This is a genomic window from Microbacterium sp. LWO13-1.2, from assembly GCF_038397725.1.
Classification (GTDB): domain Bacteria; phylum Actinomycetota; class Actinomycetes; order Actinomycetales; family Microbacteriaceae; genus Microbacterium.
Map to the genome: position 1 here is coordinate 2,694,391 of NZ_CP151634.1, position 26,627 is coordinate 2,721,017.

The following is a 26,627-nucleotide window of genomic DNA, read 5'->3' on the forward strand; positions in this document are numbered from 1 at the left end:
CATAGTGTGAGCACAGACAGCGAGATCATCACGCGGTCGGTCGACGAGCCCGGAGCATTCTCCGAGATCTTCGAGCGGCACGTGCGTCCCGTGGGCGGGTACATCAGGCGCAGGGTTGGGGCGAATGCCGTTGACGACGCACTCAGCGAGACGTTTCTTGTCGCTTTCCGGCGTCGGGCATCGTTCGACGGGAGATGGGAGTCCGCGCGGCCGTGGCTGCTCGGCATCGCGACGCGGGTAGTGAAGAGTCACCGCGCCGCAGAGGCCAGGCAGTGGCGAGCGTTCGAGGCGTCGGCATCGGCTGATTCAGTTGCCGTGGAGACGCCGCATGCGGCATCCGACTCCCGGCTCGACGCCGACGCGGCCTTGAGGGAGTTGGCGCCGCGAATCGCGGCGCTGGCCACACGCGACCGGGACACCCTGCTGCTGCATGCCTGGGGCGACCTCTCTTATGACCAGATCGCGGAAGCTCTCGGTGTGCCTGTCGGAACGGTGCGGTCACGACTGAACCGCGTCCGTCGAAAGCTCGCACCTCCCGGTTCGCACGGTGCGACCCGGCTGACCTGGATGGCTAAGGAGGAGAGCGATGCAGCTCTTGGAACGAGTTCGTGAGATCGGTGCCGACGAGGCACCAATCGACGACGAGAACATCAACCTCGCGCGGATGTCGCTGACACGGGAGATTGAGAGACGCACCCTGCCTGCCATCCGCCGACGCAGGCGTCGGTGGATGGGTATCGGCATCGGCGGGCTGGTAGCCGGAACCGCGATGATCGCGATCGTCGTCGGGTCGGTGCTGGCGCCGCCGGCACCGCCGAGTGCTTCCGCTGCCGAGGTGCTGAATGCTGCGGCAGAGGCGACGCTCACGGCGACGGTCCTCGATCCTGCTCCAGGTCAGTACATCCGAATCCAGGAAGTCTCTACGCAGCGTTTGGGCTGGCGATCGGATGAAAGCAGTCCTGACGGTGGTTATTGGGACAGCAACGAATCGGTGACCACGGCTACGATACGTCAGTCGAGATCGCTCTACGTGCCGGCGGATCGCTCCGGCGATTGGGTCGAAGACTATGGAGAATCGACGGAACTGCTGGAGATCTCGGGGCCCGAAGCCCTGCAGGCGGAGGGTGGTCTCAGTCAGCTCGAGTACAACGTCAGGGTCGACGTCTATCCGGGCGGTCTGTATCGCGAGCCGGATGCGCTTGACCCGAACACGCAGTTCCATCGCAACGCACTGGAGTGCTACTACAGTGAGATGCCCCGTGACCCAGGTGAGCTCGTCGCGTGGCTCGAGAACTACTCGTACATCTATCTTTCTGAGTGCGCGCCGCCCCGGCTCGGCGAGCCGATTGACTTCAACCTCGCCCCAGCCGACCTCCGCGCCGCAATGTTCCAGGCGCTCGCTCTTGTTGACGGCGCTCGCGTGGAGCGCGTCGACGGTGACATCACGACGATCGCCTTCCCCGAAGGTGGCGAGAGCAACTGGATGCAGACAGTCGATGTCGACACCTCGCAGGGGCTGATCGTCGGTCGCGGCAACCTCGACGACGATCGGTGGTCCAGTCGGATTCACGTAACCGTCGTCGACGAGATTCCTGTATCCGTGCCGATTCAGTAGCTCGGGCATCCACCTCACGACCGCCGACACCGACCTGCGGTGTCGGCGGTCGAAAGTAGACTTGAACCCATGGCATCCGACTCTTTCGTTCACCTGCACGTGCACAGCGAGTACTCGATGCTGGACGGTGCTGCGCGGGTCGGGCCGCTCATTCAAGAAGCGGTGAAACAGGGGATGCCGGCGGTCGCGGTGACCGACCACGGCAACACCTTCGCCGCTTTCGAGTTCTACAAAACCGCGAAGGATGCCGGCATCAAGCCGATCATCGGCATCGAGGCGTACGTCACCCCTGGCACGCACCGCAGCGACAAGACGCGCGTGCGGTGGGGATCGCCCGAACAGCAGCGTGATGACGTCTCCGGCTCCGGTGCGTACACGCACATGACCCTCCTCAGCGAGACGACGGAGGGCATGCACAACCTCTTCCGGCTCTCGTCGCTGGCGAGCATGGAGGGGTACTACTTCAAGCCCCGCATGGACCGCGAGATCCTGCAGAAGTACTCCAAGGGACTCATCGCCACGACCGGCTGCCCGTCGGGGGAGATCCAGACCCGACTGCGCCTCGGCCAGTACGATGCGGCACGTGCCGCGGCGGCCGAGTTCCAGGATCTCTTCGGCAAGGAGAACTACTTCGCCGAGATCATGGACCACGGCCTCTCCATCGAGCGCCGGATCATGACCGACCTGCTGAAGATCGCGAAAGATCTCAGCATCCCTCTCGTCGGCACCAACGACCTCCACTACACGCACCAGCACGACGCCACCAGTCACGCCGCTCTCCTCTGCGTGCAGTCCGGTTCGACGCTCGACGACCCCAATCGCTTCAAGTTCGACGGCGACGGCTACTACGTGAAGTCCGCGGCCGAGATGCGTCAGATCTTCCGCGACAACCCCGAGGCCTGCGACTCCACGCTGCTCATCGCTGAGCGCTGCGAGGTCGAGTTCAACACCAGTGCGAACTACATGCCGAACTTCCCGGTGCCCCAGGGCGAGACCGAGGAGAGCTGGTTCATCAAAGAGGTCGAGCAGGGTCTCCAGATGCGCTACCCGCACGGGATCCCGGATGACGTGCGCAAGCGGGCCGAGTACGAATCGGGCGTCATCACGCAGATGGGGTTCCCGGGCTACTTCCTCGTGGTCGCCGACTTCATCAACTGGGCGAAGAAGAACGGCATCCGCGTCGGCCCCGGCCGCGGTTCCGGTGCAGGGTCGATGGCCGCCTACGCCATGGGGATCACCGACCTCGACCCGATCGAGCACGGACTCATCTTCGAGCGGTTCCTCAACCCGGACCGCGTCTCTATGCCCGACTTCGACGTCGACTTCGATGATCGTCGACGCGCCGAGGTGATCCAGTACGTCACCGCCAAGTACGGAGACGAGCGCGTCGCCCAGATCGTCACCTACGGCACGATCAAGGCGAAGCAGGCGCTGAAGGACGCCGGCCGCGTTCTCGGCTTCCCGTTCAGCATGGGGGAGAAGCTCACCAAGGCGATGCCGCCGGCCGTGATGGGCAAGGACATGCCGCTGGACGGGATGTTCGACCCGAAGCATCCGCGTTACAAGGAAGCCAGCGAGTTCCGGGTGGTCATCGAGACCGACCCCGAGGCGAAGACGGTCTTCGACACGGCGTTGGGCTTGGAGAACCTGAAGCGTCAATGGGGCGTGCACGCCGCCGGCGTCATCATGTCTTCCGACCCGCTGATCGACATCATCCCGATCATGAAGCGGGAGCAGGACGGTCAGATCGTCACGCAGTTCGACTACCCGTCGTGCGAATCCCTCGGCCTCATCAAGATGGACTTCCTCGGGCTGCGAAACCTGACGATCATCTCCGACGCCCTCGCGAACATCAAACTGAACCGCGACGAGGACCTGGTCCTCGAAGAGCTCGCCCTCGACGACCAGGGGTCCTACGACCTGCTGGCCCGTGGCGACTCGCTCGGCGTGTTCCAGCTCGACGGCGGTCCGATGCGCTCGCTGATGCGACTGATGAAGCCCGACAGCTTCGGTGACATCTCGGCGCTCATCGCCCTGTACCGACCGGGCCCGATGGGTGCGAACTCGCACACCAACTACGCGCTGCGCAAGAACGGCCTGCAGGAGATCACCCCGATCCACCCGGAGTTCGCCGAGTCGATCGCCGATATCCTCGACGAGTCCTACGGCCTGATCATCTACCAGGAGCAGGTGATGGCGATCGCGCAGCGGGTGGCGGGCTTCTCCCTCGGGCAGGCCGACATCCTCCGTCGCGCGATGGGCAAGAAGAAGAAGTCCGAGCTCGACAAGCAGTACGAGGGCTTCCAAGCCGGAATGCACGCGAACGGCTACTCGGATGGTGCGGTGAAGGCGATCTGGGACGTCTTGCTCCCCTTCTCCGACTACGCCTTCAATAAAGCGCACTCGGCCGCCTACGGCGTGATCTCGTACTGGACGGCGTATCTCAAGGCGCACTATCCCGCGGAGTACATGGCTGCGCTGCTCACCAGCGTCGGCGACTCCAAGGACAAGATGGCGCTGTACCTCAACGAGTGCCGCCGCATGGGCATCAAGGTGCTCCCGCCGGACGTCGGTCAGTCCATCAACTTCTTCGCCGCCGTCGGGGAAGACATCCGCTTCGGTCTCGGCGCGGTGCGCAACGTCGGCAGCAACGTCGTCGACGGCATCGTCCAGGCTCGCCAGGAAGAGAACTTCGCCTCGTTCCACGACTTCCTTGGCAAGGTTCCACTGCACGTCGCCAACAAGCGAACCGTGGAGTCGCTGATCAAAGCGGGAGCGTTCGACTCACTCGGGCACACCCGTCGCGCACTCATGGAGATCCATGAGGACGCTGTGGAGCAGATCGTCCTCGACAAGCGTCGTGAGGCCCACGGCGAGGTCGGCTTCGACTTCGACAGCCTCTGGGATGAGCCGCAGCACGATGCGAAGGTGCCGGATCGGCCGGAGTGGACGAAGAAGGACAAGCTCGCCTTCGAGCGCGAGATGCTCGGGCTCTACGTCTCCGATCACCCGCTCGCCGGACTCGAGGTGCCGTTGGCGAAACATGCCTCGATCTCGATCCACGACCTGAACAACTCCGAGGACATCCAGGACGGCGAGCAGGTCACCGTCGCTGGCCTCGTCACCAGCGTTCAGCACCGCGTGGCGAAGTCGAGCGGCAATCCGTACGGCATGATCACCGTCGAGGACTTCAACGGAGAGGTCACCGTGATGTTCATGGGCAAGACCTACACCGAGTTCCAGCTGGTCCTGCAGCAGGACTCGATCCTCGCGGTCCGCGGACGCGTGTCGCGCCGTGACGACGGGCTGAACCTGCACGCACAATCCGCCTTCGCACCCGACGTCGGCTCGTTCGATGCGGCCGGACCGCTTGCACTCGTGCTGGCGGAACAGCGCGCGACAGAACGCGTCATGAACGAGCTCGCCGAGGTGCTGCGTCGGCACTCCGGAGAGACCGAGGTCGTCTTGCGCGTACACCGCGGCGGCACCGCGAAGGTGTTCGAGGTGCCGATGCCGGTCAAGGTGACAGCCGACCTGTTCGGTGACCTCAAGTCTCTGCTCGGGCCGTCCTGTTTGGGATGACCGGGTAGTATCGGGACGCGTTGGGAGCGCGGAAAGACCCCGCCGCGCACCGCGACGAAAGGACCACTATGAGCACCGACCAGCCCGAGTTCACCGACAGCGAGAGCGAAGCGTTCATCGAGGACGGCGTGCTCTATGACGAGGAGGTCACTCCCGAGTACGGGATCCTCGGTTTCACGCTTCGTGAGCTGCTCATCGTCGCCGCGTGGCTTGTCGCCTTCGTCGTCTCGTTCTTCCCCCTCGTCGGCGAAGCGTCGATCTGGGCGGTGGGGATCCAGTGGATCCTGCCGATCGGCCTGCCGACGGTCGCGGTCTTCCTGCTGGTCCTGCGCCGATTCTCACCGGACGGCATCCGCCGAGTCGGTTCGCTCGGTATCGATCAGTTCGCCTCTGTCGCCTTCTCAGTCTCGGCGACGGTGTGGCTCGGCAGTCTGTGGGGAGCGGTGGCGGCCTCGATCGGATATGGCAGCTGGACTCTGCCCTGGAACGGCGTCGTCCAGGTGATCGTCTCCTTGGCTCTCGTCGCGTTCACAGTCTTCGCGCCCATCATCCCCGGCCTCAAGGAGGACTTCCAGGGGCGCCTCGTCACACTGGCCCACCGGAACGCGAATCCGGTTCGTCCCGTGATCGCCCGCCCTCGCCCCGTCGCTCCCGAGCACGCACCTGAAACTCCCGGCGCGGCCGTCGCCGAGTCGGATTCGGCCACGGCGGATGCGCCGCAGAACGAATCGGCCACCATGGTGCTCGACCTCGAACTGTCGGGTGAGCACACGACGGACGAGATCCTCCGGGCCGACTTCGCAGGTCAGGTGCCCCTCGCCGCTCACGCCTCCAACGGCGGCACCGGGACCGAGGAGACCACCGCGGCTGACACATATGCTCCGTCCTACTCGCGGCGGTCGCGGGGACAGGATGCCGATTGGCAGGCTGAACCGGTCGAGAACGACGAGCACGGCGCCGCGGACGGCTTCGACGCTCTCGTCGAGGAGCTTTCCGAGCCATCCGCCGGCCACGATGCGGATCCCGCAGCCGATCTGGATGACGCCACCGATCTCGACGCGACGAACCCGCGCGAGTCGGCACCCGCCGCCCAGCCGTTCTGGATCCTCGCGCCGACCGAGCGCGACGTCCACGACGAGCGCGGTGAGACGCTCTTCCGGATCGGTCCCGGCGCGTGGGCGCTCGTGATCGAAGACCGAGGCGGCGCCTACGTGGTGCGGCACGACGATGGTCGGATCGGCTACCTGCACGACCTCGCAGACATCGCGAAAGGCTGAACGTGCGCACCATCGACCTTCGAGGGCGCGAGCTCTCGCCCGCTGACATGCTCGCGGCCGTGCCGCGCGCCACACAAGCCCGCGCCGAGGCGCTTGAGGCGGCCACGCGCATCGTCGACGACGTGCGCGAGCGCGGTGAGGACGCACTGCGCGAGCAGGCCGAGCGCTTTGATCGAGTCGTCGGCCACGCCGTCCGCGTTCCGGCGGAGCACATCGATGAGGCCCTGGCATCCGTCGACCCGATCGTGCGCGCCGCCTTCGAGGAGGCGATCAGCCGCGTGCGGCAGGGATCCGCAGCGCAGGTTCCGGCTGCCCAGACGACCGACATCGGCGCGGGTGCGCGGATCACCCAGCGCTGGCAACCCGTCGGCCGAGTCGGGGTCTACATCCCCGGGGGCAAAGCGCCCCTCTCCTCGAGCGTCATCATGAACGTGGTTCCCGCGCAGGTCGCCGGCGTCCAGCAGATCGCACTCGCATCGCCCCCGCAGTCCGATCAGGACGGGCGGGTCCACCCGACGATCCTCGCTGCCGCCGGTCTCCTCGGCATCACCGAGGTCTACGCGATGGGCGGTGCCGGCGCCGTCGGCGCCTTCGCGTGGGGCGTGCCGACCATCGGCCTCGATCCCGTCGACGTCGTCTCCGGACCGGGCAACAACTACGTCGCCTCGGCGAAGCGTGCCGTCGCCGGCGTCGTCGGCACGGATTCCGAGGCGGGCGCGACCGAGATTCTCATCGTGGCCGATGCGGATGCCGACCCGCGTCTCGTCGCGGCCGATCTCATCAGCCAGGCCGAGCACGACGAGCAGGCATCGGCCGTGCTCGTCACCGACTCGCCCGAACTCGCGGCGCAGGTCGTCGTCGAGGTCGAGCGGCAGTCGGCGGCGACGCGACACAGTGTCCGCGTCGCAGCGGCGCTGGACGGTCCGCAATCGGCGATCGTGCTGGTCGACGACCGGGCGATGGCGACCGCGTTCAGCAATGCCTACGCTCCCGAGCACCTCGAACTTCACCTGTCGGATGCGCGAGAGGCGGCGGCGGCCTTCACGAGCGCCGGCGCCGTCTTCGTCGGCGACCAGACCCCGGTCAGTCTCGGCGATTACATGGCCGGCAGCAATCACGTCCTGCCGACCGGCGGACAGGCGCGCTACGCTCCTGGCCTCGGCGCCTACACCTTCCTGCGCCCCCAGCAGGTGATCGAATACGACCACGCGGCCCTCGCCGCGGTGCGAGAGGGTGTGGTCGCGCTGGCTAACGCCGAGGTGCTGCCCGCGCACGGCGAAGCGATCGAGGCCCGTTTCACGGCGTAGGTTAGACGACATGCATTGCCCCTTCTGCCGGCATCCGGACTCCCGTGTGATCGATTCGCGAACGAGCGATGACGGGCTCTCGATCCGCAGACGCCGTCAGTGTCCGGAATGCGGCGGGCGGTTCACGACGACGGAGACCGCGAGCCTGAACGTGATCAAGCGATCAGGCGTCATGGAGCCGTTCAGTCGCGAGAAGGTGATCGCAGGCGTCCGCAAGGCATGTCAGGGGCGTCCGGTCACCGAGGCTGATCTCGCGATCCTCGCTCAGCGCGTCGAGGAGGCCGTCCGGCAGACCGGGGTGTCGCAGCTCGACACGAACGAGATCGGGCTGGCGATCCTCGGTCCGCTGCGCGACCTCGACCGTGTGGCCTATCTGCGCTTCGCGAGCGTGTACCAGGCCTTCGACTCTCTGGACGACTTCGAGAGCGCGATCAGCGATCTGCGCCGGGACCACGCGAAGTCCGAGCCCGACGAACGGTAACCTGGCAGGGATGTATCCGCTGCTCTTCCGCGCCGTCCTGTCGCGCTTCGACCCCGAGTTCGCCCACCATGCCGGCATGGCGGTGATCCGCATCCTCGGCGTGCCGCCGTTCTCCTGGGCGACTCGTGCGCTGACCCGCCCGGATCCCGCGTTGCAGGTCGAAGCCCTCGGGCTCGTCTTCCCCTCGCCGTTCGGCATCGCCGCCGGGTTCGACAAGAACGCCGTCGGAGTGCGTGGTCTCGCAGCCCTGGGGTTCGGCCACGTCGAGGTCGGCACGGTGACGGCGATCCCGCAGGAGGGAAATCCCAAGCCGCGACTGTTCCGGCTGATCGCGGATCGTGCCGTCATCAACCGCATGGGCTTCAACAACGCGGGAGCGGATGCTGCGGCACGCCGCCTCGCACGGCTGCGTCGGGGTGCGCCCGACACGGTGATCGGCGTGAACATCGGCAAGAGCCGGGTGGTCGAGGTGGAGGACGCCACGGCCGACTACGTCGCATCCGCAATCACACTCGCTCCGTTGGCCGACTATCTCGCCGTCAACGTGTCATCGCCGAACACCCCCGGTCTCCGTGGCCTGCAGGCTGTGGAGACGCTCGCGCCGCTGCTGCGGGCGGTGCGTGCGGCAGCGGGGGAGACCCCACTGCTGGTGAAGATCGCTCCCGACCTTCCGGATGACGAGATCACGGCGATCGCGCAGATGGCTGTCGCCGAAGGTCTGGCCGGCATCATCGCCCACAACACGACCATCAGCCGCGACGGGTTGAGTACGGATGCAGCGACGGTCGAAGCGGCCGGCGCCGGCGGTCTGTCCGGCGCCCCGCTGAAGGAGCGGTCGCTGCAGGTGCTCCGGGTCGTGCGCGCGGCGGTGCCCGAGGAGTTCTGCGTGATCGCCGTCGGCGGTGTCGAGACGGCCGACGATGTGCAGGAGCGATTGGATGCCGGGGCCACTCTCGTGCAGGGTTACACGGCGTTCCTCTACCGCGGCCCGTTCTGGGGTCGCGAGATCAATCGCGGGCTGCGCCGCGGCTGAGCTCTGACGAGAAAAGCCTCATGCTCCCGGGAGCATGAGGCTTTTCTCGAAGACGAGGCGAGTCAGGCCGGGTAGTTGCCGCGCTTGACCTGCGGCTTCGGAAGGCGCATGAACCGCATCTGGAGCGCACGCATGGCCGCGTACCAGCCGAGGCCCTTCTCCAGGCGCTCCTTGCCGAACTTCTCCGCAGCCTTGCGCTTCACGCGCAGGCCGAGCAGGATCATCCCGCCGACGGCGATCAGCAGATACGCCATCATCACGATGTACGCGTAATAGGCGATCGCGAGGTTGGCAGGGGCGAGGGACGCCAGGATGACGAGGACCATCACGGCCATCACGAACTCTGCGGGGTGCCAGCCGGCATCCACGTAGTCACGGACCCAGCGGCGCTGGGGTCCCTTATCGCGGGGCGGCAGGTACTTGTCCTCGCCGGCAGCCATTCCGGCCTGCGCGCGTGCGCGGCGCTCGTTGAGCTCAGCGCGAGCCGCCGCCTTGGCCTCCTTGGTGTTCGCGACAAGGGGACGGCGGCGCGCCGCCTCCTGCTGCGCACGGGTGGGCGTCGCGCGTCCCTTTCCGACGGCGGGCGTCTCAGAGGCGTCGTCGTTCGTCGATGGGGAGGCAGGGGTATTGGCCACGAGGTTCCTCGGTTCGCTACAGGGGGTTCGCCTTAAGATTACTCGCATGAACTCTCCTGCCCCTTCCAGCGAATCAAATCCGTCTCCTGCCGTCGATCCGGCGATCGCCGAGGCCGTCGCAACCGGCATCCCTGCGGCGCTGGCTGATCTGGGCGATCTCGTCCGGATCCCCGGCATCGCGTGGCCCGCATTCGATCAGACGCAGCTGGAGCGCAGCGCCGCCGCCGTCGCTGCGCTCGCGACCGGAACCGGGGTGTTCGACGAGGTACGCGTACTGCGGGCCGCGATCCCGGGTACCGACGAGCACGGCCAGCCGGCGGTGCTGGCGACGCGCGCCGCCCGCAACGGCAAGCCGACGATCCTGCTCTACGCGCATCACGACGTGCAGCCTCCCGGAGACGACGAGCTCTGGGAGACCCCGCCGTTCGAGCCGACGGTGCACGATGGCCGTCTCTACGGACGAGGTGCCGCCGACGACAAGGCCGGAATCATGGCGCACATCGCTTCGCTGCGGGTTGTCGCAGAGGTGCTCGGCGACGATCTGGAACTCGGCGTGTCGATGTTCATCGAGGGGGAGGAGGAGTACGGCTCCCGCTCGTTCGCCCAGTTCCTCTCCGACAACAAGGAGGCGCTGCGTGCCGACGCCATCGTCGTCGCGGACTCGGGCAACTGGGATTCGGTCACTCCCGGCTTGACCGTCTCTTTGCGGGGAAACGCACGATTCACGATGCGCGTCCGCACCTTGGACCACGCTTCCCACTCCGGGATGTTCGGCGGCGCCGTTCCCGACGCGATGATGGCGACGGTGAAGCTCCTGTCGACCCTGTGGAACGAAGACGGCTCTGTCGCCGTCGAGGGAATGACGGAGCGGGACGCCCCGACTCCGGACTACACCGAGGAGACGCTGCGGGATGAGGCGGGCTTGCTGCCGGGGACGTCGCCGATCGGCGCCGGAACCATCCTCAGCAGGATCTGGAACAAGCCGTCGATCACGGTGATCGGCATCGACGCGACGAGCGTCGCGGCAGCATCCAACACGCTGCTCCCCGAGGCGACGGTAGTGATCAGCGCTCGCGTCGCACCGGGACAGTCCGGTGAAGAGGCGTACGAGGCGCTCCAGCAGCACCTGCGCGCCCACGCGCCGTACGGCGCGGAGCTCACCTTCACGGATGCCGATCTCGGCAACGGCTTCCTGGTGGACACCAGCGGTTGGGCAGTCGCGCTGACCCGCGATGCGATGCGCGACGGCTATGACGCGGCCCCCGTCGACCTCGGTGTCGGAGGGTCGATCCCGTTCATCGCCGATCTCGTCCGGGAGTTCCCTGAGGCCCAGATCCTCGTCACCGGCGTCGAGGATCCGCACTCCCGCGCGCACAGCCCGAACGAGTCGCTGCACCTCGACACGTTCCGCCACGCGGTGACGACCGAAGCGCTGCTGCTCTCCCGGATGAACGAGATCACACTGCCGCTCTGAACACCCGGGCGCGGCTTTCCCTCGTCCTCGCCGTGTACACGGGCAGCGACGGTACAATCGATGGGAAAGCCGCGCCTGGCGCGGCCCGTCACAAGGAGCGACATGACCGACACCACACTGACTGCCGACACCACCCGCGCCCACGGCGTGAACCTGACCGAGGCTGCGGCCGTCAAGGTCAAGAACCTGCTCGAGCAGGAGGGCCGCGACGACCTGCGTCTGCGCGTGGCTGTTCAGCCCGGCGGATGCTCCGGACTCATCTACCAGCTCTACTTCGACGAGCGCTACCTCGAGGGCGATGAGACTGTCGACTTCGACGGCGTCGAGGTCATCATCGACAACATGAGCGTCCCGTATCTCGACGGCGCGTCCATCGATTTCAAGGACACGATCTCGGAGCAGGGCTTCACGATCGACAACCCGAACGCGGCCGGAAGCTGCGCCTGCGGCGACAGCTTCCACTGATTCTCGACCCCGTCCAACCTGCGTGGTTGGCATGAATCAGGTGTGAGGTTGCCCTAGACTTGAGGCGTGCCCTGTCCGCGATCTGAAAGGTGCATCGTGCCCTCGAAACACCGCCTTCGTTGGGCCGCCCTCCCCCTGGGAGTTGCGGCAGCTGTGGTTCTAGCGGGGTGTACCACCGCCCAGGAACACGGCTATCTCCCGGGCTTCGTGGACGGCGCTCCTGCCACCACCAACCAGGCAGATCGAGTGTCGTCACTCTGGGTGAACTCCTGGATCGTGTTGCTCGCTGTCGGTGTGATCACGTGGGGCCTGATGGCCTGGGCCGCGATCGCCTACCGCCGCCGCAAGGGCCAGGTCGGCCTGCCGGTGCAGCTGCGCTACAACATGCCGATCGAGATCTTCTACACGATCGTGCCGCTCATCCTCGTGCTGGGCATGTTCTTCTTCACCGCTCGCGATCAGACGGAGATCGAGGCGAAGTGGGACGACCCCGACGTCGAGATCACCGCGATCGCCAAGCAGTGGGCGTGGGACTTCCAGTACGACGGCGAGGACGAAGACGATTCGGACGCCGTCTGGACGATGGGCATCCAGGCGCAGCCCGATAAAGAAGGCAACATCGACCAGTCGCAGCTGCCGACTCTGGTGCTCCCGGTCGATCAGAAGGTCACGATCGACCTGCAGTCCCGCGACGTCATCCACTCCTTCTGGATCATCGACTTCCTCTACAAGAAGGACATGTACATCGGGAAGGACAACTCCTGGTCCTTCATCCCGACGCGCGTCGGCGAGTACGAGGGCAAGTGCGCCGAGCTCTGCGGCGAGTATCACTCGATGATGCTGTTCAAGGTGAAGGTCGTCGAGCAGGACGAGTACGACGCGTACGTCGAGTCTCTCCGCGAGAAGGGCAACACCGGCAGCATTACCGACGCCTATGACCGTCTCGGCAACTTCCCGGGCACGGGACCGTCTGACTCCGGGGAAGAGTCCCACTCCGAGGAAGAGGGAGAGTAAGCCATGTCGACCAACTCTGAATCCGGCGACGCTCACCGCTCCCGTCCCACCGCACTTCCCGCCCGCCAGGCCGCTCTGATGAGCTCCTCGCGTGTGGAGCAGAAGGGCAACATCGTCGTCAAGTGGATCACCTCCACAGACCACAAGACCATCGGGTACATGTACCTGATCGCTTCGGTGCTGTTCTTCCTCCTCGGAGGCGTGATGGCTCTCGTCATCCGCGCCGAGCTGTTCGCGCCCGGGATGCAGATCGTCCCGACGAAGGAGCAGTACAACCAGCTGTTCACGATGCACGGCACGATCATGCTGCTGATGTTCGCGACGCCGCTCTTCGCCGGATTCGCCAACGCGATCCTGCCGCTGCAGATCGGAGCGCCCGATGTGGCGTTCCCGCGTCTGAACGCCTTCGCCTTCTGGCTGTTCCTGTTCGGATCGACGATCGCCGTCGCCGGCTTCCTCACCCCGCAGGGCGCCGCCTCGTTCGGTTGGTTCGCCTATCAGCCACTCGCCGGCGCGACGTTCTCGCCCGGTGCAGGTGGAAACCTGTGGATGCTGGGACTCGGCATCTCCGGCTTCGGAACCATTCTCGGTGCGGTGAACTTCATCACCACGGTCATCACCATGCGCGCTCCCGGTATGACGATGTGGCGCATGCCGATCTTCTCGTGGAACACGCTGATCACGAGCCTGCTGGTGATCATGGCGTTCCCGGTTCTGGCCGCCGCGATCTTCGCCGCCGGTGCCGACCGCGTGCTCGGTGCGCACATCTACGACCCGGCCAACGGCGGCGTGCTCCTCTGGCAGCACCTGTTCTGGTTCTTCGGGCACCCCGAGGTCTACATCATCGCGCTGCCGTTCTTCGGCATCGTCTCGGAGATCTTCCCGGTGTTCAGCCGTAAGCCGATTTTCGGTTACAAGACCCTCGTCTACGCGACGATCGCCATCGCGGCCCTCTCGGTCGCGGTGTGGGCCCACCACATGTACGTCACCGGATCTGTCCTGCTGCCGTTCTTCGCGCTGATGACGATGCTCATCGCTGTACCGACTGGTGTGAAGATCTTTAACTGGATCGGAACCATGTGGCGAGGATCGGTGACGTTCGAGACGCCGATGGTGTTCGCCCTCGGCTTCCTGGTCTCGTTCGTATTCGGCGGTCTGACCGGTGTCATCCTCGCCGCCCCGCCGTTGGACTTCCACCTCAGTGACTCGTACTTCGTCGTCGCGCACTTCCACTACGTGGTCTTCGGTACCGTCGTGTTCGCGATGTTCGCCGGGTTCTACTTCTGGTGGCCGAAGTGGACGGGCCGCATGCTGAACGAGCGTCTCGGCTACGTGCACTTCTGGATGCTGTTCATCGGCTTCCACATGACGTTCCTCATCCAGCACTGGCTGGGCGTCGACGGCATGGTGCGTCGCTACGCGGACTACTCGGCCGCCGACGGCTGGACCTGGCAGAACCAGGTCTCGACGATCGGTGCGATCATCCTCGGCGCTTCGATGCTGCCGTTCTTCCTGAACGTGTGGATCACGGCACGCAAGGCGCCGAAGGTCACGGTCAACGACCCGTGGGGCTACGGCGCTTCGCTCGAATGGGCGACTTCCTGCCCGCCGCCGCGACACAACTTCACGTCGATCCCGCGGATCCGCAGCGAGCGTCCTGCGTTCGATCTGAACCACCCGGAGGCGGCGGAATTCGCCACCACCGCGCCCGGCGAACGAGAGGTCCACTGAGCCATGCGTGACAATGTCATTCTCTGGTGGGTGCTGACCGCGTTCTTCGCGCTCGTCGGCGTGATCTACACCGGGTGGAACATCCTGGCTCACCCTGATCTCGAGATCGTGAACCGAATCGAGTGGGTCGGCACCGTCGCCCTGTTCTTCACTGCCTTCATGGGTGCGATGATCGCGTTCTACCTGGATCGTACGCACGCCGCCCAGGGCGGCGAGCTGCCCGAGGACATCCTCACGGCGGACATCGATGACGGTGACCCGGAGCTCGGTGAGTTCAGCCCGTGGTCCTGGTGGCCGCTCGTTCTCGCGGCGTCTGCGGCGATCTTCATCGTCGGACTGGCCGTTGGCCACTTCCTCCTGCCGATCGGTCTCGCGATCTTCGTGGTCGCGATCGTCGGCTGGGTGTACGAGTATTACCGCGGTAACTTCGCGCGCTGATCACCAGGCATGAAGAAGGCCCCCGGATCTCTCCGGGGGCCTTCTTTCATGCCTGGCTCAGATCGAGGCGTCCACCGTGCGGCGGCGGGTGAGCAGCACCGATGTGGAGGCTAGCAGGCCGATCACCGCGACGGCGATCACCAGATACAGCCCCGGGCGGTATGCGGCGATGCTGGTCGCCGTCGTCGCACTGATGAGGCTGGTGGCGATCGCCAGGACGATCGCACCGCCGATCTGGCCCGATGTCTGCACCAATCCGGATGCCAATCCTTGTTCCTCGTCGGCGATGCCCTCCGTGGCCTGGACCATGACCGCGGAGAAGCCGATCGCGAATCCCAGCCCCAGCAGGAGGAAGCTCGGCAGGTAGTCGACGAAGTACGCCGGGTCCGGACTGCCGCCCCGCAGGATGAACCAGAGGTATCCCAGCACGAAGGAGGCCATCGAGACGATGATCATCGGTGTGGTGCCGAAGCGATCGATGAAACGACCGGCGAACGGCGAGAGGATCGCGACGATGATCCCCGCCGGCGCCAGTGCGAGCGCCATCTGCAGAGGTGCCCAGCCGAGGGTGTTCTGGAGATACAGCGACACGATCGTCTGGAAGCTGATATAGGAGCCGAAGATCGCCATGGCGGCGAGGTTGGCTCGTACGATCGATGTCACCTTGAAGATGCTGAGGCGCACGAGCGGGTGGCGCACCTTGCTCTCCGTCACGAAGAAGGCACCCAGAAGGACCACAGCCACCACGAGCGTGACGATGACCCCGCCGGTGAAGCCCGTCTCCGGGGCGGTCACGATCGTGTAGACGGCGGCGAGCATGCCACCGGTGAGCATTGCGGCTCCGGCGAAATCGATGCGTCCACGCTCGGTTTCCTGGGTTTTGGGGACCACGATGAACGCGGCGACCAGGACGACGGCGACAGCGACGACCGGGGCGAAGAAGGTCAGCCGCCAGTCGATCCCGGTCAGCAGGCCGGACATGATCAGTCCCGAGGCGTAGCCGGTCGCACCGAAGACCGTGAAGATCGACAGCGCTCTGTTGCGGTCGTGTCCCTGTTTGAAGGTGGTGGTGATGATCGACAGAGCCGCCGGCGCGGTGAAGGCCGCTGCGATTCCCTTGACGACACGGCTGGCGATGAGGAGGGCGCCGTCGTCGACGATGCCACCGACGAGAGAAGCGATCCCGAACACGACCAGGGCCGCCAGGAAGACGCGCCGTCGGCCGAGGAGGTCGGAGGCGCGGCCGCCCAGCAGCAGGAGGCCACCGTATCCGAGGATGTAGCCGTTCACGATCCACTGGAGGCTGATGGTGTCCAGGCCCAACTCGGCGCCGATGGAGGGCAGCGCGACGCCGACCATGGAGACGTCGAGCGCGTCCAGGAACATGGCGAGTCCGGCGACGAAGAGGATGGCCCAGAGTTTGAGGCCCCATCGACGGTTGGTCGACGGGGAAGCTGTCGGGGGAGTGAGGTCTGTTTGCGTAAGTGTCACGTCGATAACGTACATGCCTGTGCATTTGATGTCAACGCATTGAATGCCATGTCATTAAATGTGTGCACATGCTACGCTGATGCTCATGAAGTCGGCACCGGATAGCGATGTCTGCGTGAAGTGGTCCGAAACACTGCGCACCTACCACAACGCATCCTGCGAACTGGAGAGCGAACTCCAGTCGCAGCACGAGCTGGGACTCAGTGAGTTCGAGGTCCTACAGGCGCTTACCGTGCATGCTCAGCATGATGCGGATCCCCAGGTGAGGATGAAAGAACTCGAGACGGAGATGTATCTCAGTCAGAGCGCTCTGTCACGTACCGTGTCCCGCCTTGAGAAGGCGGGTCTCGTCGCCCGGGGCGAGTGCGATTTCGACCGGCGCGCCAGCTTCCTGATGCTGACGGACCGGGGGAGGGAACGCTGGAGCGCCGCGAGCCCCACCCATCGGGCCGTGCTTCAGAAGCACCTCGCCTGACCTCAACCCCACCGGTTGCGGAGTCTCAAGCGAGACGTGCGGTTCTTCGGTGCGCGCACCGTCAGGCGCGAATGCGGACGCGCGGAATGCCGGTGAGCGGGTCGATGGGGCGATGGTGGGTGCCCTCGGCATCCTGCACCGGATAGCCCTCACGGACCCAGTACTCGAAACCGCCGATCATCTCGCGGACCTCGTATCCGATCTTCGCGAACTCCAGCGCTCCCTTCGCGCCGGCGTTGCATCCAGGGCTCCAGCAGTACACGACGACCTGCGCGTCTGCGGGGATCTCGACTGCGGCTCGTGCGGCGATCTCGCTGTAGTGCATGTGAATCGCGCCGGCGACGCGCCCCTGCGCCCAGGCCTCGTCGGACCGGACGTCGATCACGACGATCTGCTCTCCGGCCTTCAGCGCCGCATGGACGTCACTGGCGTCGGTCTCGTAGGCGAGCTTGGCTGCGAAGAAGTCTGCACGTTCGATCATGCCTTCAGCCTATTGAGGAGCGTCATCGACGTCCGGCGCTGTGCGGCCGCCGAACAACTGATTTCCGCCATTCTGTGGGGCTTCGGCAAAGACGCGGCGTTCAGATGACAGCGGTCATCTGAACGCGAGGACCGTAGCGGTCGAGGTCGAGCCGTGACTCGACCTCGACAAGCCTGTGCAGGAAGGGCGTGGAAGGGACGCTTTCCTGGAAGCCGCACGTCGCATAGAAGGGCCCGTTCCAGGCGACGTCACGGTAGGTGCGCAGCGTGATGGAGCGATACCCCCGACGCCGTGCTTCGGCCTTGGCCGCAGCGACCAGCATCCGGCCATAGCCTCGTCTGCCGTGTTGGGGGAGGACTGAGAGTTGCTCGAGGTGCGCCTGCCCGTCGATCTCCAGAACGTGAGCGAAGCCGACGACGTCATGGGGCGTTTCGACACCCTCCGCAACCAGGACGAATCCAGGAAGTGCGGACCGTTCCGATGCTGACGCGGGTGGCGGCCAATCGGTCGCGCCGAACAGCTCGATGAACAGGGCGTCGGCCTCGGCCTCGACCTCTTCCGCGATGGCCAGGTCGGACTCCCGAGCGGGGCGGATGGCGACGCGCAACGTGTCAGTCATCGTGCACGGCCGCGATCGCTTCGATCTCGACGAGCTGGTCCGGGTAACCGAGGACGGTTACCCCGAGGAGCGTGCTGGGCACGTCGTGCGAGCCGAAACCCGCGTGAACGACATCCCACGCCGTCACGAGGTCCTCACGAGTGCTGGAGGCGACGAGAACCCGGGTGCTGATGACGTCGGAGCGCGCAGCACCGGCCGCATGCAATGCGACAGACAACGTCTCCATGCATCGCGCGGCCTGAGCGGCATAGTCGCCCGGTGCGGCTGTGGACCCGTCGTCATTCAAGGGGCAGGCTCCGGCCAGGAAGATCAGGCGAGCGCCGGCCGCTGCGGTCGCGGCGTACGCGTACGGGGCTTCGGCGAGGGAGGACGAGCGGATGAGACGGACTGCAGACATGCTCCGATCCTTTCACGGGTGCGCGCACGAACGAGCAAGGCCCTGTCGGTTCGCATCTCAGCGACCGACAGGGCCTTCCTCGTGGGGGAGCGGCGAACTACTCGCCCTCCTCCGACTTCTTCTTGCGAGGCTTCTTCACCGGCTCGGTGGCGATCACCGTGCTCGGGGTGTTCGGCGTCTCGCCGATGTGATCCTCGGTCGCGACCAGAGGAGCATCCGGTGCTCCGGCGCGCTCGTGCGCACCCTGGATCTCGGCGTTCTCGATCTCCTCGTCGTGTGCGAGGACGTGGTGCTGATGCGCGTCTGCCGCCTCGACCTCTGCCTGCGTGAGCGGAGCGAGTCGGTCCTCGTAGAACCAGCGGGAGATCGACGAGCGGACGTTCTCCGTCCACGGGATGCGGCCCTTCGCGTTCGGGCGCACGACGAGCGGCTGGTAGCCGTCGACATCGATGAGCTTCCAGCGGTCGTACTTGTCGACCGGCTGGTGCACCTCGATGAATTCGCCACCAGGAAGGCGGACGATGCGGCCCGACTCGAAGCCGTGCAGCACGATCTCGCGGTCCTTCTTCTGCAGCGCGATGCAGATGCGCTTCGTGACGAAGTAGCCGAGGATCGGACCCACGAACAGCAGGATCTGCAGGGAGAGGATGACCCCCTCCATCGTGAGCATGAAGTGCGTCGCGATGAGGTCGGAGGATGCTGCAGCCCACAGAACCGCGTAGAAGATGACGCCGGCCGCGCCGATGGCGGTGCGGGTGGCGGCGTTGCGCGGACGCTGAGCGATGTGGTGCTCGCGCTTGTCGCCGGTGACCCATGCCTCGAGGAACGGGTAGATCGCCACGAGGACGATGAACAGTCCCAGCGCCACGAGCGGGATCAGGATGCCGAACGAGAAGGTGCGATCGAAGAGGACGAGGTCCAGGTTCGACGGCGCCAGGCGCAGGGCGCCGTCGGCGAAGCCGATGTACCAGTCCGGCTGCGTTCCTGCCGACACGGGGGACGGGTCGTATGGGCCGTAGTTCCAGATCGGGTTGATCTGGAAGAACGTCGCGATCAGCACGATCGTGCCGAACACGATGAACAGGTATCCGCCCATCTTCGACATGTAGACCGGCATCATCGGGAAGCCCACGACGTTCTCGTTCGTACGGCCGGGGCCGGCGAACTGCGTGTGCTTGTTGATGACCATCAGCATCAGGTGCACCACGATCAGTCCGATGACCAACAGCGGCAGCAGCAGGATGTGCAGCGTGTACAGGCGACCGACGATGTCGGTGCCAGGGAACTCGCCACCGAAGAGGATGTACGAGGTCCAGACGCCGATCAGCGGGATGCCCTTGATCATGCCGTCGATGATGCGGAGACCGTTGCCCGAGAGCAGGTCGTCGGGGAGCGAGTAGCCGGTGAAGCCCTCTGCCATGGCCAGCACGAACAGCACGAAGCCGATCACCCAGTTGAGCTCGCGCGGCTTGCGGAACGCACCGGTGAAGAAGACGCGCAGCATGTGCACGCCGATGCCGGCCACGAAGACGAGTGCGGCCCAGTGGTGGATCTGGCGGACCAGGAGGCCACCACGCAGGTCGAACGAGATGTACAGCGACGACTCGAGGGCCGCGGACATCTCGATACCGCGCATCGGCGCGTAGGCGCCGGTGTAGTGGGTCTCGACCATCGAGGCCTGGAAGAAGAACGTCAGGAAGGTTCCGGAGAGGAACACCACGACGAAGCTCCACAGCGCGATCTCACCGAGCATGAACGACCAGTGGTCGGGGAAGATCTTGCGTCCGAGTTCCTTGACGAAACCGGAGAGGCTGGTGCGCTCATCGATGTAGTTCGACGCAGCGCCGACGAAGCGGCCGCCGAGCGGTGCCTTGTTGTCCTTGTCCTCTTTGGACAGCGTTGCAGTGCTCAATGGCGCTCCCAGAAGCTCGGGCCGACGGGTTCTTTGAAGTCGCTGCGTGCGACGAGGTAGCCCTCGTCGTCGACCATGATCGGCAGCTGCGGAAGCGGACGAGCCGCCGGGCCGAAGATGACCTTGGCGTGGTCGGTGACGTCGAACTGCGACTGGTGGCAGGGGCAGAGCAGGTGATGCGTCTGCTGCTCGTACAGTGCGACAGGGCAGCCGACGTGGGTGCAGACCTTGGAGTACGCGACGATGCCGTCGTACGACCAGTCCTTGCGGTCATCGGCCTCGATGAGCTGCTCCGGGCGCAGGCGCATGAGCAGGACGATCGCCTTCGCCTTCTCCTCGAGGTAGCCATCGTGGTGGCTGAGTTCGGCGAGCTCTTCCGGGATGACGTGGAAAGCGGAGCCAAGGGTGACGTCAGCTGCACGGATCGGAGTGCCGTCGGGGTCGCGAGCGAGGCGCATCCCCTTGTCCCACATGGTGTGCTTCAGCAGTGCCACCGGGTCGCCGACGTGCGGGTGCTCCGGGTCGGTGCCGGCGTGCGGGGCCAGGCCGCGGAACAGAGTCACACCGGGGATGATCGATGCCACGACAGCGGCGATCAACGAGTTGCGGATCATCGAACGACGTCCGAAGCCGGACTCCTCGTTCGCCTCGGCGAAAGCCTTGATCGCCGCCTCGCGCGTCGAATCCTTGCCCCGAGTGGGGTGGCGGTACTCGATGAACTCCTTGTCGGACATCAGCGCCTTCGACCAGTGGATCGCGCCGATACCGAGAGCCAGCAGCGCGAGCGCGATGCCGAGTCCGATGAAGAGATTGTTGTTGCGGATGTCGATGAGCGCGCCGCTCTCGATCGGGAACAGCATGTAAGCGGCGACCGCCCAGATGCTGCCCGCGAGCGAGAGGTAGAACAGCGAGTAGACCGTGCGCACCGCGTTCTTCTCAGCGCGCGGATCCTTGTCGGTCATCCGCTCCCGGTGCGGCGGCAGCCCCGGGTTCTGCACGGGGTCGCTGACTGCGACGCCCAGCCCCGGAGAGGGCTGGTAGGCCCTGTCAAGAGCCTGCGTGTCGTCGTCGTGTGCCATGGTGCTCCTCGTACGTTCCTCTTCGATGAATAAGCGTCAGTTGGACTTCGCCGTGATCCACACGGTGATGGCGACGAGCGCGCCGATGCCGAAGATCCAGATGAACAGACCTTCGGAGACCGGTCCGAGCGAGCCGAGTGTCGCTCCGCCGATCTGCACGGCCTGCTGCTGGAAGAGCAGGGCGGAGATGATGTCGCGCTTGTCCTCGTCGGACAGGTTCATGTCGCCGAAGACCGGCATGTTCTGCGGACCGGTCACCATGGCCGCATACATGTGCAGCGCGCTGGTCTCGGTCAGAGCGGGGGCGTACTTGCCCTCGGTCAGGGCGCCACCGGCGGCGGCGACGTTGTGGCACATCGCGCAGTTGACGCGGAACAGCTCGGCGCCGTTCGCGACGTCGCCCTCACCGTCGAGCAGGTGCTCATCGGGGTAGGTCGGACCGGGAGCGACCGACTGGACGTACGACGCCATCGCCTTGATCTGGTCCTCGGTGAACTGCGGCTTCTTCTGCGGAGCCTGCGGGCCCTGCATCTGCAGCGGCATCCGGCCGGTGGCGAGCTGGAACTCGGCCGCGAGCTCGCCGACGCCGTACAGGCTCGGACCATTGGGCGTGCCCTGCAGGTCGAGGCCGTGGCAGGTGGCGCAGTTCGCGGTGAACAGCTTCTCGCCGTCCTCCACGGTCAGCTGGGTGGACGCGGCCGCCTGGGTGTCGGTGGCGGCGAACGCGGCCGACGCACCGGCGTACACAGCGCCCGTGATCATCAGGCCTGCTCCGATGAGCGCGGCCGCAGCGATCGGGCTGCGACGACCGCTGGAGCGACGCTTCTTCTCTCGTGCCATCTCGGGGATCAGCTCCGCTCTTATTTCAGGAAGTAGATAACGGCGAACAGGACGATCCAGACGACGTCGACGAAGTGCCAGTAATACGACACGACGATCGAGGAGGTCGCCTCCTTGTGCCCGAAGTTCTTGACGGCGTAGGCGCGGCCGATGACGAGCAGGAAGGCGATGAGCCCGCCGGTGACGTGCAGGGCGTGGAAGCCGGTGGTCAGGTAGAAGGCAGACGCGTACGAGTCGGCGCTGATGGGCATGCCCTCAGCGACGAGCTGTGCGTACTCCCACACCTGGCCTGAGACGAAGACCGCGCCGAGCGCGAATGTCAGGAAGAACCACTCGACCATTCCCCAGCCGAGCATGCCGCGCTTCTTCGTCGTGTACGGCTGAAGCCGCTCGGCGGCGAAGACGCCCATCTGGCAGGTGACGGAGGAGAGGACCAGGATCACGGTGTTGATGAACGCGAACGGAACGTTCAGCAGCTCTGTCCGCTCAGCCCACAATTCGGGTGAGGTGCTGCGGAGCGTGAAGTAGATCGCGAAGAGTCCCGCGAAGAACATCACCTCACTGCCGAGCCACACAATGGTGCCGACAGCTACCGGGTTGGGCCGCTTGATCGTTCTCGCCGCCGGGGCATACGTCGCTGAGGTCGTCACCCTTCCATTATGGCCGATCCGAGGGGGTGATTCTTGCACCGACAGCCCTGTTTTTGCCTCCCAGGGACTTAGGCAACCCTAAGAAGATACTGCGAATCGTCGGTGAATCGGCGGGAAACAGCGGATGCTGGCGGCCGTCATCTCGGCGTCGACGTCGATGCGCGCGGATAGGATCGCTGACATGGCTGATTCGCTGACCTGGTCCGACATGCTCACCTCTCTTCTGGAGCGTCGTGATCTCAGTGTCTGGGAGTCGACGTGGGCGATGCGCCAGATCATGCAGGGCAAGGTGACTGAGGCGCAGCTGGCAGGGTTCCTCGTCGCACTCCGCGCGAAGGGGGAGACCGTCGACGAGATCGTCGGGTTCCGCGATGCGATCCTGGAGTCGGCCGTGCCGCTGCCGGTGTCTCCGAACGTGCTCGACATCGTCGGTACCGGCGGAGACCGGGTCGGCACGGTGAACGTGTCGACGACGGCAGCGATCATCATCGGTGCGTCCGGCATTCCGGTGGTCAAGCACGGCAACAGAGCAGCGAGTTCGGCCTCGGGGTCCTCCGACGTGCTCGGGGCGCTCGGACTCGAACTCTCCCTCGATCCAGCGGCGGTGGCCTCCGCCCTCGACCGCACCGGCATCACGTTCGCGTGGGCGGCGGCCTTCCACCCCGGCTTCCGGCACGCGGCGACGGTGCGCTCCGAGCTCGGCGTTCCGACGGTCTTCAACATGCTCGGTCCGCTCTGCAACCCGGCCAGAGCCGAAGCGAACGCCGTCGGAGTGGCTCACCTCGAGCGCGTGCCGCTGATCACCGGCGTGTTCCGCACCCGGGGGGCGACGGCTCTCGTCTTCCGTGGTGATGACGGGCTCGACGAGCTCACCACTACGGGTCACAGCAGGATCTGGGAGGTGACCCGTGGAGACATCCACGAGCACGATCTGGACCCGCGCGACCTGGGCATCCCTCTCGCCGAGCTGTCCGATCTCATCGGGGGGTCCCCGCAGCACAACGCCGAGGTGCTGCGCCACACGCTGACCGGGGCGCCGGGGCCGGTGCGCGACATCGTGCTCCTGAACGCGGCTGCCGGCATCGTCGCATTCGAGCTGTCGCAGGATGCCACGCAGGTGCAGCGGCCGATCCTGGAGCGGTTGCGCGAGGGGTACGAGCGCGCATCGGAGGCCGTTGACGATGGTCGCGCCGCCGCCAAGCTCGATGAATGGGTCGCGGTCAGCCGAGAGCTCGCCTCCGCCTAGGCGCATGATGGATCCCGTCGCCGCACTCCTGGAGATCGCCACTCTGCTGGAGCGCGAACGGGCGTCGCGCTATCGGGCCAAGGCGTTCCGCCAGGCTGCAGCCACGCTGCAGGGGCTGACCGAAGAGGTGCGCAACGATCCGGCTCGGCTACGGGCGAGCAAGGGGATCGGGGAGTCCACATTCGCGGTCATCCGGCAGGCGCAGGCCGGCGAAGTGCCTGACTATCTGGTCGAACTGCGCGGCGAGGTGGAACCGGAGCGCATCTCGGCACTGCGATCTTCGCTGCGCGGCGACCTGCACGCGCATACGGATTGGTCGGATGGAACGACCTCGATCGCCGTGATGGCCGAGGCGGCGCGCGCCCTCGGTCACGAGTACCAGGCGATCACCGACCACTCACCGCGGCTTCGTGTCGCGCGCGGGCTCTCCGCTGAGCGGCTCCGCGAGCAGATACCGCTCGTGCGGGCACAGTCCGGCGAGGGATTCCGGGTTCTCGCCGGCATCGAGGTCGACATCCTCGAGGACGGGATGCTGGATCAGGAGGACACGCTGCTCGGCGAGCTCAACATCGTCGTGGCATCCGTCCATTCCAAGTTGCGCATGGATGCGAAAGCGATGACGGCGCGAATGATCGCGGCGGTGTCGCATCCGAGGGTGAACGTCCTCGGCCATTGCACTGGCCGTCTCGTTCAGGGGGAGCGCGGCACGCGCCCGCAATCGCAGTTCGACGCGACGGCGGTCTTCGCGGCCTGCGCTGAGAACGGTGTGGCCGTGGAGATCAACTCACGCCCGGAGCGGCAGGACCCACCGGATGACCTGATCGCTCTGGCGATGAATGCCGGATGCCTGTTCTCGATCGATTCCGATGCGCACGCCCCTGGGCAGCTGTCGCTGCTCGATCATGGTGCCGAACGCGCGGAGCGCGCCGGGATCCCGGCTGCGCGCATCGTGACGACGTGGGGGCTGGAGAGACTGCTCGCCTGGGCGGAGTGAGAGCAGGTCAGACGGTCGATACCGCGGCGACGGCGCGCGTCATGGAGGTGCCGAGGTTCCACTGCTCGGCCAGCGCCGTGGCAGCATCCGCCTCAGCAGGGTCGAGCGTGCGGAGCGCGATGCCGGGGACCGCGATGTCGAGGTTCCTCGCGACTTCCACAACGGTCGGGGCGACGTCGAGGTAGTCGGAGGCTGCGAGGATCTTCGCGCTGACGCCGGCGCTCATGCCTTCGCCGGCGGCTGCGGCGGTGCGGATGCCGGAGAGGTCGCCGTGCGTCTGGAGGAGTGTGGCCGCGGTCTTCTCGCCCACGCCGGCCACTCCGGGAAGGCCGTCGGAGGCATCGCCGCGCATCGTGGCGAAGTCGGCGTACTGCGAGGGGAGTACCCCGTACTTGGCGACCACGGTCGCGTCGGTGACGATCTCGAGGTTGCTCATGCCACGGGCCGTATAGATGACCCGGATTTCGCGGGCATCGTCGACGAGCTGGAACAGATCGCGGTCTCCGGTGACGATGTCGACGGGGATCGTCGCGCGGGTCGCGAGGGTGCCGATCACGTCGTCGGCCTCGTGCTCCGTGACTCCGATGATCGGAATGCCGAGCGCCGTCAACGTCTGACGGATCAGCGGGATCTGCGCTTCGAGCGGATCTGGCACCTCTTCGACGTCAGGAGCGTCGGCGACGACCTCGACGACGCGGTGCGTCTTGTAGCTCGGGATGAGGTCCACTCGCCACTGCGGTCGCCAGTCGTCATCCCAGCAGGCGACGACGTGCGTCGGCTCATAGAGAGTGACGAGCTTGGCGACGATGTCGAGGAGGCCGCGCACTGCGTTGACGGGGGAGCCGTCCGGTGCCTTCACCTTGTCGGGAACGCCGTAGAAGGCGCGGAAGTAGAGGCTGGCGGTGTCGAGCAGAAGCAGCTTCTCGGGGCGATCCGTCATTGGCTCAGCTTACGACCGCAACTCGACGATGTCGGCTATACGGAGGCCTCGATCTGGAGGACGCTCGGTTCGGGGAGTTCTGCGGGGGAGTCTTTGGCATACGCGACGAGTTCAATGCCGCCCAACCACGGTCCCTCGGTATACAAGAACAAGCCGGTTGCGTCATCATTTCGAACCCATGCGTTCACGCGGACGTGCAGACCAGGAGATGTCGGAGGATGGACGAAATCAATCGATGGGCAGCCGCAGCCACACATTCGAGCGACTTGAGCGACCCGTGCTTGCTGTCGTAGGCCCGCCGCCTCCGGGAAGTCTGCCGAGAGAAGCGCATCCAGTACGGCTTGCTCCCTCGTCGTCAGAGGGCGAGGGAATTCTTGCGCTCCACTCATCGATCACCAAGTAGCAACGTGGGGGTGGCGGCTCGCGGCGTCGGGCAGCATCGAAGGCTGGC

At 65.8% G+C, this 26,627-nt stretch carries 25 protein-coding genes; 15 read left to right on the plus strand and 10 right to left on the minus strand.

All coding sequences use genetic code 11. The features are described 5' to 3' along the window. Positions 1-6 precede the first annotated feature (6 nt). From MRBLWO13_RS12765 to MRBLWO13_RS12795, 7 genes are all read left to right on the plus strand, one after another. Positions 7-612 (plus strand): RNA polymerase sigma factor, encoded by a 606-nt coding sequence (locus MRBLWO13_RS12765; RefSeq protein ID WP_341974372.1) that lies wholly within the window; start codon positions 7-9, stop codon positions 610-612. Continuing rightward, a complete protein-coding gene (locus MRBLWO13_RS12770; protein ID WP_341974373.1) occupies positions 587-1,615 on the plus strand; it encodes a hypothetical protein in 1,029 nt (342 codons plus the stop codon). Before MRBLWO13_RS12765 ends, MRBLWO13_RS12770 begins: the two co-directional genes overlap by 26 nt. A 69-nt stretch (positions 1,616-1,684) precedes the next feature. Further along, the gene (gene dnaE, locus MRBLWO13_RS12775) at positions 1,685-5,197 is read left to right on the plus strand and encodes a DNA polymerase III subunit alpha (protein ID WP_341974374.1); all 3,513 of its coding nucleotides are present in this window, start codon (positions 1,685-1,687) and stop codon (positions 5,195-5,197) included. 68 nt (positions 5,198-5,265) lie between these two features. Next, positions 5,266-6,474 carry a hypothetical protein gene (locus MRBLWO13_RS12780; RefSeq protein ID WP_341974375.1) on the plus strand — a complete coding sequence of 403 codons (1,209 nt, stop codon included), beginning with the start codon at positions 5,266-5,268 and terminating at the stop codon, positions 6,472-6,474. A gap of 2 nt (positions 6,475-6,476) precedes the next feature. Next, positions 6,477-7,781, plus strand: coding sequence for a histidinol dehydrogenase (gene hisD / locus MRBLWO13_RS12785; RefSeq protein ID WP_341974376.1), 1,305 nt, complete (start codon positions 6,477-6,479; stop codon positions 7,779-7,781). Between the two features lie 10 nt (positions 7,782-7,791). Further along, a complete protein-coding gene (nrdR, locus tag MRBLWO13_RS12790; protein ID WP_341974377.1) occupies positions 7,792-8,262 on the plus strand; it encodes a transcriptional regulator NrdR in 471 nt (156 codons plus the stop codon). A gap of 10 nt (positions 8,263-8,272) precedes the next feature. After that, complete coding sequence (locus MRBLWO13_RS12795) at positions 8,273-9,295, plus strand: quinone-dependent dihydroorotate dehydrogenase (protein ID WP_341974378.1); 1,023 nt, start codon at positions 8,273-8,275, stop codon at positions 9,293-9,295. Positions 9,296-9,357: 62 nt separating this feature from the next. Here the strand turns inward: MRBLWO13_RS12795 and MRBLWO13_RS12800 are convergent, their stop codons facing one another. Beyond that, positions 9,358-9,930 carry a DUF3043 domain-containing protein gene (locus MRBLWO13_RS12800; RefSeq protein ID WP_341974379.1) on the minus strand — a complete coding sequence of 191 codons (573 nt, stop codon included), beginning with the start codon at positions 9,928-9,930 and terminating at the stop codon, positions 9,358-9,360. 46 nt (positions 9,931-9,976) lie between these two features. Between MRBLWO13_RS12800 and MRBLWO13_RS12805 the strand changes: the two genes are divergently transcribed. The 5 genes from MRBLWO13_RS12805 to MRBLWO13_RS12825 all read left to right on the plus strand — a co-directional run bounded on the left by MRBLWO13_RS12805 (position 9,977) and on the right by MRBLWO13_RS12825 (position 15,052). Further along, positions 9,977-11,404, plus strand: a complete 1,428-nt coding sequence (locus MRBLWO13_RS12805) for a dipeptidase (RefSeq protein ID WP_341974380.1) — start codon at positions 9,977-9,979, stop codon at positions 11,402-11,404. A gap of 102 nt (positions 11,405-11,506) precedes the next feature. After that, on the plus strand, positions 11,507-11,869 hold the full coding sequence (gene erpA, locus MRBLWO13_RS12810) for an iron-sulfur cluster insertion protein ErpA (RefSeq protein ID WP_341974381.1): 363 nt from the start codon (positions 11,507-11,509) through the stop codon (positions 11,867-11,869). 96 nt (positions 11,870-11,965) lie between these two features. Next, positions 11,966-12,883, plus strand: a complete 918-nt coding sequence (gene coxB / locus MRBLWO13_RS12815; RefSeq protein WP_341974382.1) for a cytochrome c oxidase subunit II — start codon at positions 11,966-11,968, stop codon at positions 12,881-12,883. 78 nt (positions 12,884-12,961) lie between these two features. Beyond that, positions 12,962-14,614, plus strand: coding sequence for a cytochrome c oxidase subunit I (gene ctaD, locus MRBLWO13_RS12820; protein WP_341978393.1), 1,653 nt, complete (start codon positions 12,962-12,964; stop codon positions 14,612-14,614). A 3-nt stretch (positions 14,615-14,617) separates the two neighbouring features. Beyond that, positions 14,618-15,052, plus strand: coding sequence for a cytochrome c oxidase subunit 4 (locus tag MRBLWO13_RS12825; RefSeq protein ID WP_341974383.1), 435 nt, complete (start codon positions 14,618-14,620; stop codon positions 15,050-15,052). Between the two features lie 57 nt (positions 15,053-15,109). On the opposite strand, the gene MRBLWO13_RS12830 is transcribed toward MRBLWO13_RS12825, so the two are convergent. Further along, positions 15,110-16,543, minus strand: a complete 1,434-nt coding sequence (locus MRBLWO13_RS12830; protein WP_341974384.1) for an MFS transporter — start codon at positions 16,541-16,543, stop codon at positions 15,110-15,112. A gap of 85 nt (positions 16,544-16,628) precedes the next feature. Here MRBLWO13_RS12830 and MRBLWO13_RS12835 point away from each other — a divergent pair, with 85 nt between their 5' ends. Then, on the plus strand, positions 16,629-17,018 hold the full coding sequence (locus MRBLWO13_RS12835) for a MarR family transcriptional regulator (protein WP_341974385.1): 390 nt from the start codon (positions 16,629-16,631) through the stop codon (positions 17,016-17,018). A 61-nt stretch (positions 17,019-17,079) separates the two neighbouring features. Here MRBLWO13_RS12835 and MRBLWO13_RS12840 read toward each other — a convergent pair whose 3' ends face one another. The 7 genes from MRBLWO13_RS12840 to MRBLWO13_RS12870 all read right to left on the minus strand — a co-directional run bounded on the left by MRBLWO13_RS12840 (position 17,080) and on the right by MRBLWO13_RS12870 (position 22,996). Continuing rightward, positions 17,080-17,499: a rhodanese-like domain-containing protein gene (locus MRBLWO13_RS12840; RefSeq protein WP_341974386.1), complete on the minus strand. Its 420-nt coding sequence runs from the start codon at positions 17,497-17,499 to the stop codon at positions 17,080-17,082. A gap of 100 nt (positions 17,500-17,599) precedes the next feature. Continuing rightward, the gene (locus MRBLWO13_RS12845) at positions 17,600-18,118 is read right to left on the minus strand and encodes a GNAT family N-acetyltransferase (RefSeq protein WP_341974387.1); all 519 of its coding nucleotides are present in this window, start codon (positions 18,116-18,118) and stop codon (positions 17,600-17,602) included. Further along, positions 18,111-18,515, minus strand: coding sequence for a Rid family hydrolase (locus tag MRBLWO13_RS12850; RefSeq protein WP_341974388.1), 405 nt, complete (start codon positions 18,513-18,515; stop codon positions 18,111-18,113). The genes MRBLWO13_RS12845 and MRBLWO13_RS12850 overlap by 8 nt, the downstream gene beginning before the upstream one ends. Before the next feature lie 97 nt (positions 18,516-18,612). Next, positions 18,613-20,427, minus strand: a complete 1,815-nt coding sequence (locus tag MRBLWO13_RS12855; protein ID WP_341974389.1) for a cytochrome bc complex cytochrome b subunit — start codon at positions 20,425-20,427, stop codon at positions 18,613-18,615. Continuing rightward, positions 20,424-21,506, minus strand: coding sequence for a Rieske (2Fe-2S) protein (locus MRBLWO13_RS12860; RefSeq protein WP_341974390.1), 1,083 nt, complete (start codon positions 21,504-21,506; stop codon positions 20,424-20,426). The genes MRBLWO13_RS12855 and MRBLWO13_RS12860 overlap by 4 nt, the downstream gene beginning before the upstream one ends. Positions 21,507-21,542: 36 nt before the next feature. Continuing rightward, entirely contained in the window at positions 21,543-22,346 is an 804-nt protein-coding gene (locus tag MRBLWO13_RS12865) for a cytochrome c (RefSeq protein WP_341974391.1), read from the minus strand. Between the two features lie 20 nt (positions 22,347-22,366). Further along, on the minus strand, positions 22,367-22,996 hold the full coding sequence (locus MRBLWO13_RS12870; RefSeq protein WP_341974392.1) for a heme-copper oxidase subunit III: 630 nt from the start codon (positions 22,994-22,996) through the stop codon (positions 22,367-22,369). A 181-nt stretch (positions 22,997-23,177) separates the two neighbouring features. On the opposite strand from MRBLWO13_RS12870, the gene trpD reads away from it, so the two are divergent. Together trpD and MRBLWO13_RS12880 are read left to right on the plus strand one after the other, a co-directional pair. After that, positions 23,178-24,242: an anthranilate phosphoribosyltransferase gene (trpD, locus tag MRBLWO13_RS12875; protein ID WP_341974393.1), complete on the plus strand. Its 1,065-nt coding sequence runs from the start codon at positions 23,178-23,180 to the stop codon at positions 24,240-24,242. A gap of 7 nt (positions 24,243-24,249) precedes the next feature. After that, positions 24,250-25,236, plus strand: a complete 987-nt coding sequence (locus MRBLWO13_RS12880) for a PHP domain-containing protein (protein ID WP_341978395.1) — start codon at positions 24,250-24,252, stop codon at positions 25,234-25,236. 7 nt (positions 25,237-25,243) lie between these two features. On the opposite strand, the gene MRBLWO13_RS12885 is transcribed toward MRBLWO13_RS12880, so the two are convergent. Beyond that, entirely contained in the window at positions 25,244-26,176 is a 933-nt protein-coding gene (locus MRBLWO13_RS12885; RefSeq protein ID WP_341974394.1) for a 5'-3' exonuclease, read from the minus strand. Positions 26,177-26,627 lie beyond the last annotated feature (451 nt).

Bases quoted from the DNA above. Each gene is read 5' to 3' on its own strand.
- MRBLWO13_RS12770 (WP_341974373.1), top strand. From the start codon at position 587: ATGCAGCTCTTGGAACGAGTTCGTGAGATCGGTGCCGACGAGGCACCA.
- dnaE (WP_341974374.1), top strand. From the start codon at position 1,685: ATGGCATCCGACTCTTTCGTTCACCTGCACGTGCACAGCGAGTACTCG.
- MRBLWO13_RS12780 (WP_341974375.1), top strand. From the start codon at position 5,266: ATGAGCACCGACCAGCCCGAGTTCACCGACAGCGAGAGCGAAGCGTTC.
- nrdR (WP_341974377.1), top strand. From the start codon at position 7,792: ATGCATTGCCCCTTCTGCCGGCATCCGGACTCCCGTGTGATCGATTCG.
- MRBLWO13_RS12795 (WP_341974378.1), top strand. From the start codon at position 8,273: ATGTATCCGCTGCTCTTCCGCGCCGTCCTGTCGCGCTTCGACCCCGAG.
- MRBLWO13_RS12805 (WP_341974380.1), top strand. From the start codon at position 9,977: ATGAACTCTCCTGCCCCTTCCAGCGAATCAAATCCGTCTCCTGCCGTC.
- erpA (WP_341974381.1), top strand. From the start codon at position 11,507: ATGACCGACACCACACTGACTGCCGACACCACCCGCGCCCACGGCGTG.
- ctaD (WP_341978393.1), top strand. From the start codon at position 12,962: ATGAGCTCCTCGCGTGTGGAGCAGAAGGGCAACATCGTCGTCAAGTGG.
- MRBLWO13_RS12825 (WP_341974383.1), top strand. From the start codon at position 14,618: ATGCGTGACAATGTCATTCTCTGGTGGGTGCTGACCGCGTTCTTCGCG.
- MRBLWO13_RS12835 (WP_341974385.1), top strand. From the start codon at position 16,629: ATGAAGTCGGCACCGGATAGCGATGTCTGCGTGAAGTGGTCCGAAACA.
- MRBLWO13_RS12840 (WP_341974386.1), bottom strand. From the start codon at position 17,499: ATGATCGAACGTGCAGACTTCTTCGCAGCCAAGCTCGCCTACGAGACC.
- MRBLWO13_RS12845 (WP_341974387.1), bottom strand. From the start codon at position 18,118: ATGACTGACACGTTGCGCGTCGCCATCCGCCCCGCTCGGGAGTCCGAC.
- MRBLWO13_RS12850 (WP_341974388.1), bottom strand. From the start codon at position 18,515: ATGTCTGCAGTCCGTCTCATCCGCTCGTCCTCCCTCGCCGAAGCCCCG.
- MRBLWO13_RS12860 (WP_341974390.1), bottom strand. From the start codon at position 21,506: ATGGCACACGACGACGACACGCAGGCTCTTGACAGGGCCTACCAGCCC.
- MRBLWO13_RS12865 (WP_341974391.1), bottom strand. From the start codon at position 22,346: ATGGCACGAGAGAAGAAGCGTCGCTCCAGCGGTCGTCGCAGCCCGATC.
- trpD (WP_341974393.1), top strand. From the start codon at position 23,178: ATGGCTGATTCGCTGACCTGGTCCGACATGCTCACCTCTCTTCTGGAG.
- MRBLWO13_RS12880 (WP_341978395.1), top strand. From the start codon at position 24,250: ATGGATCCCGTCGCCGCACTCCTGGAGATCGCCACTCTGCTGGAGCGC.
- MRBLWO13_RS12885 (WP_341974394.1), bottom strand. From the start codon at position 26,176: ATGACGGATCGCCCCGAGAAGCTGCTTCTGCTCGACACCGCCAGCCTC.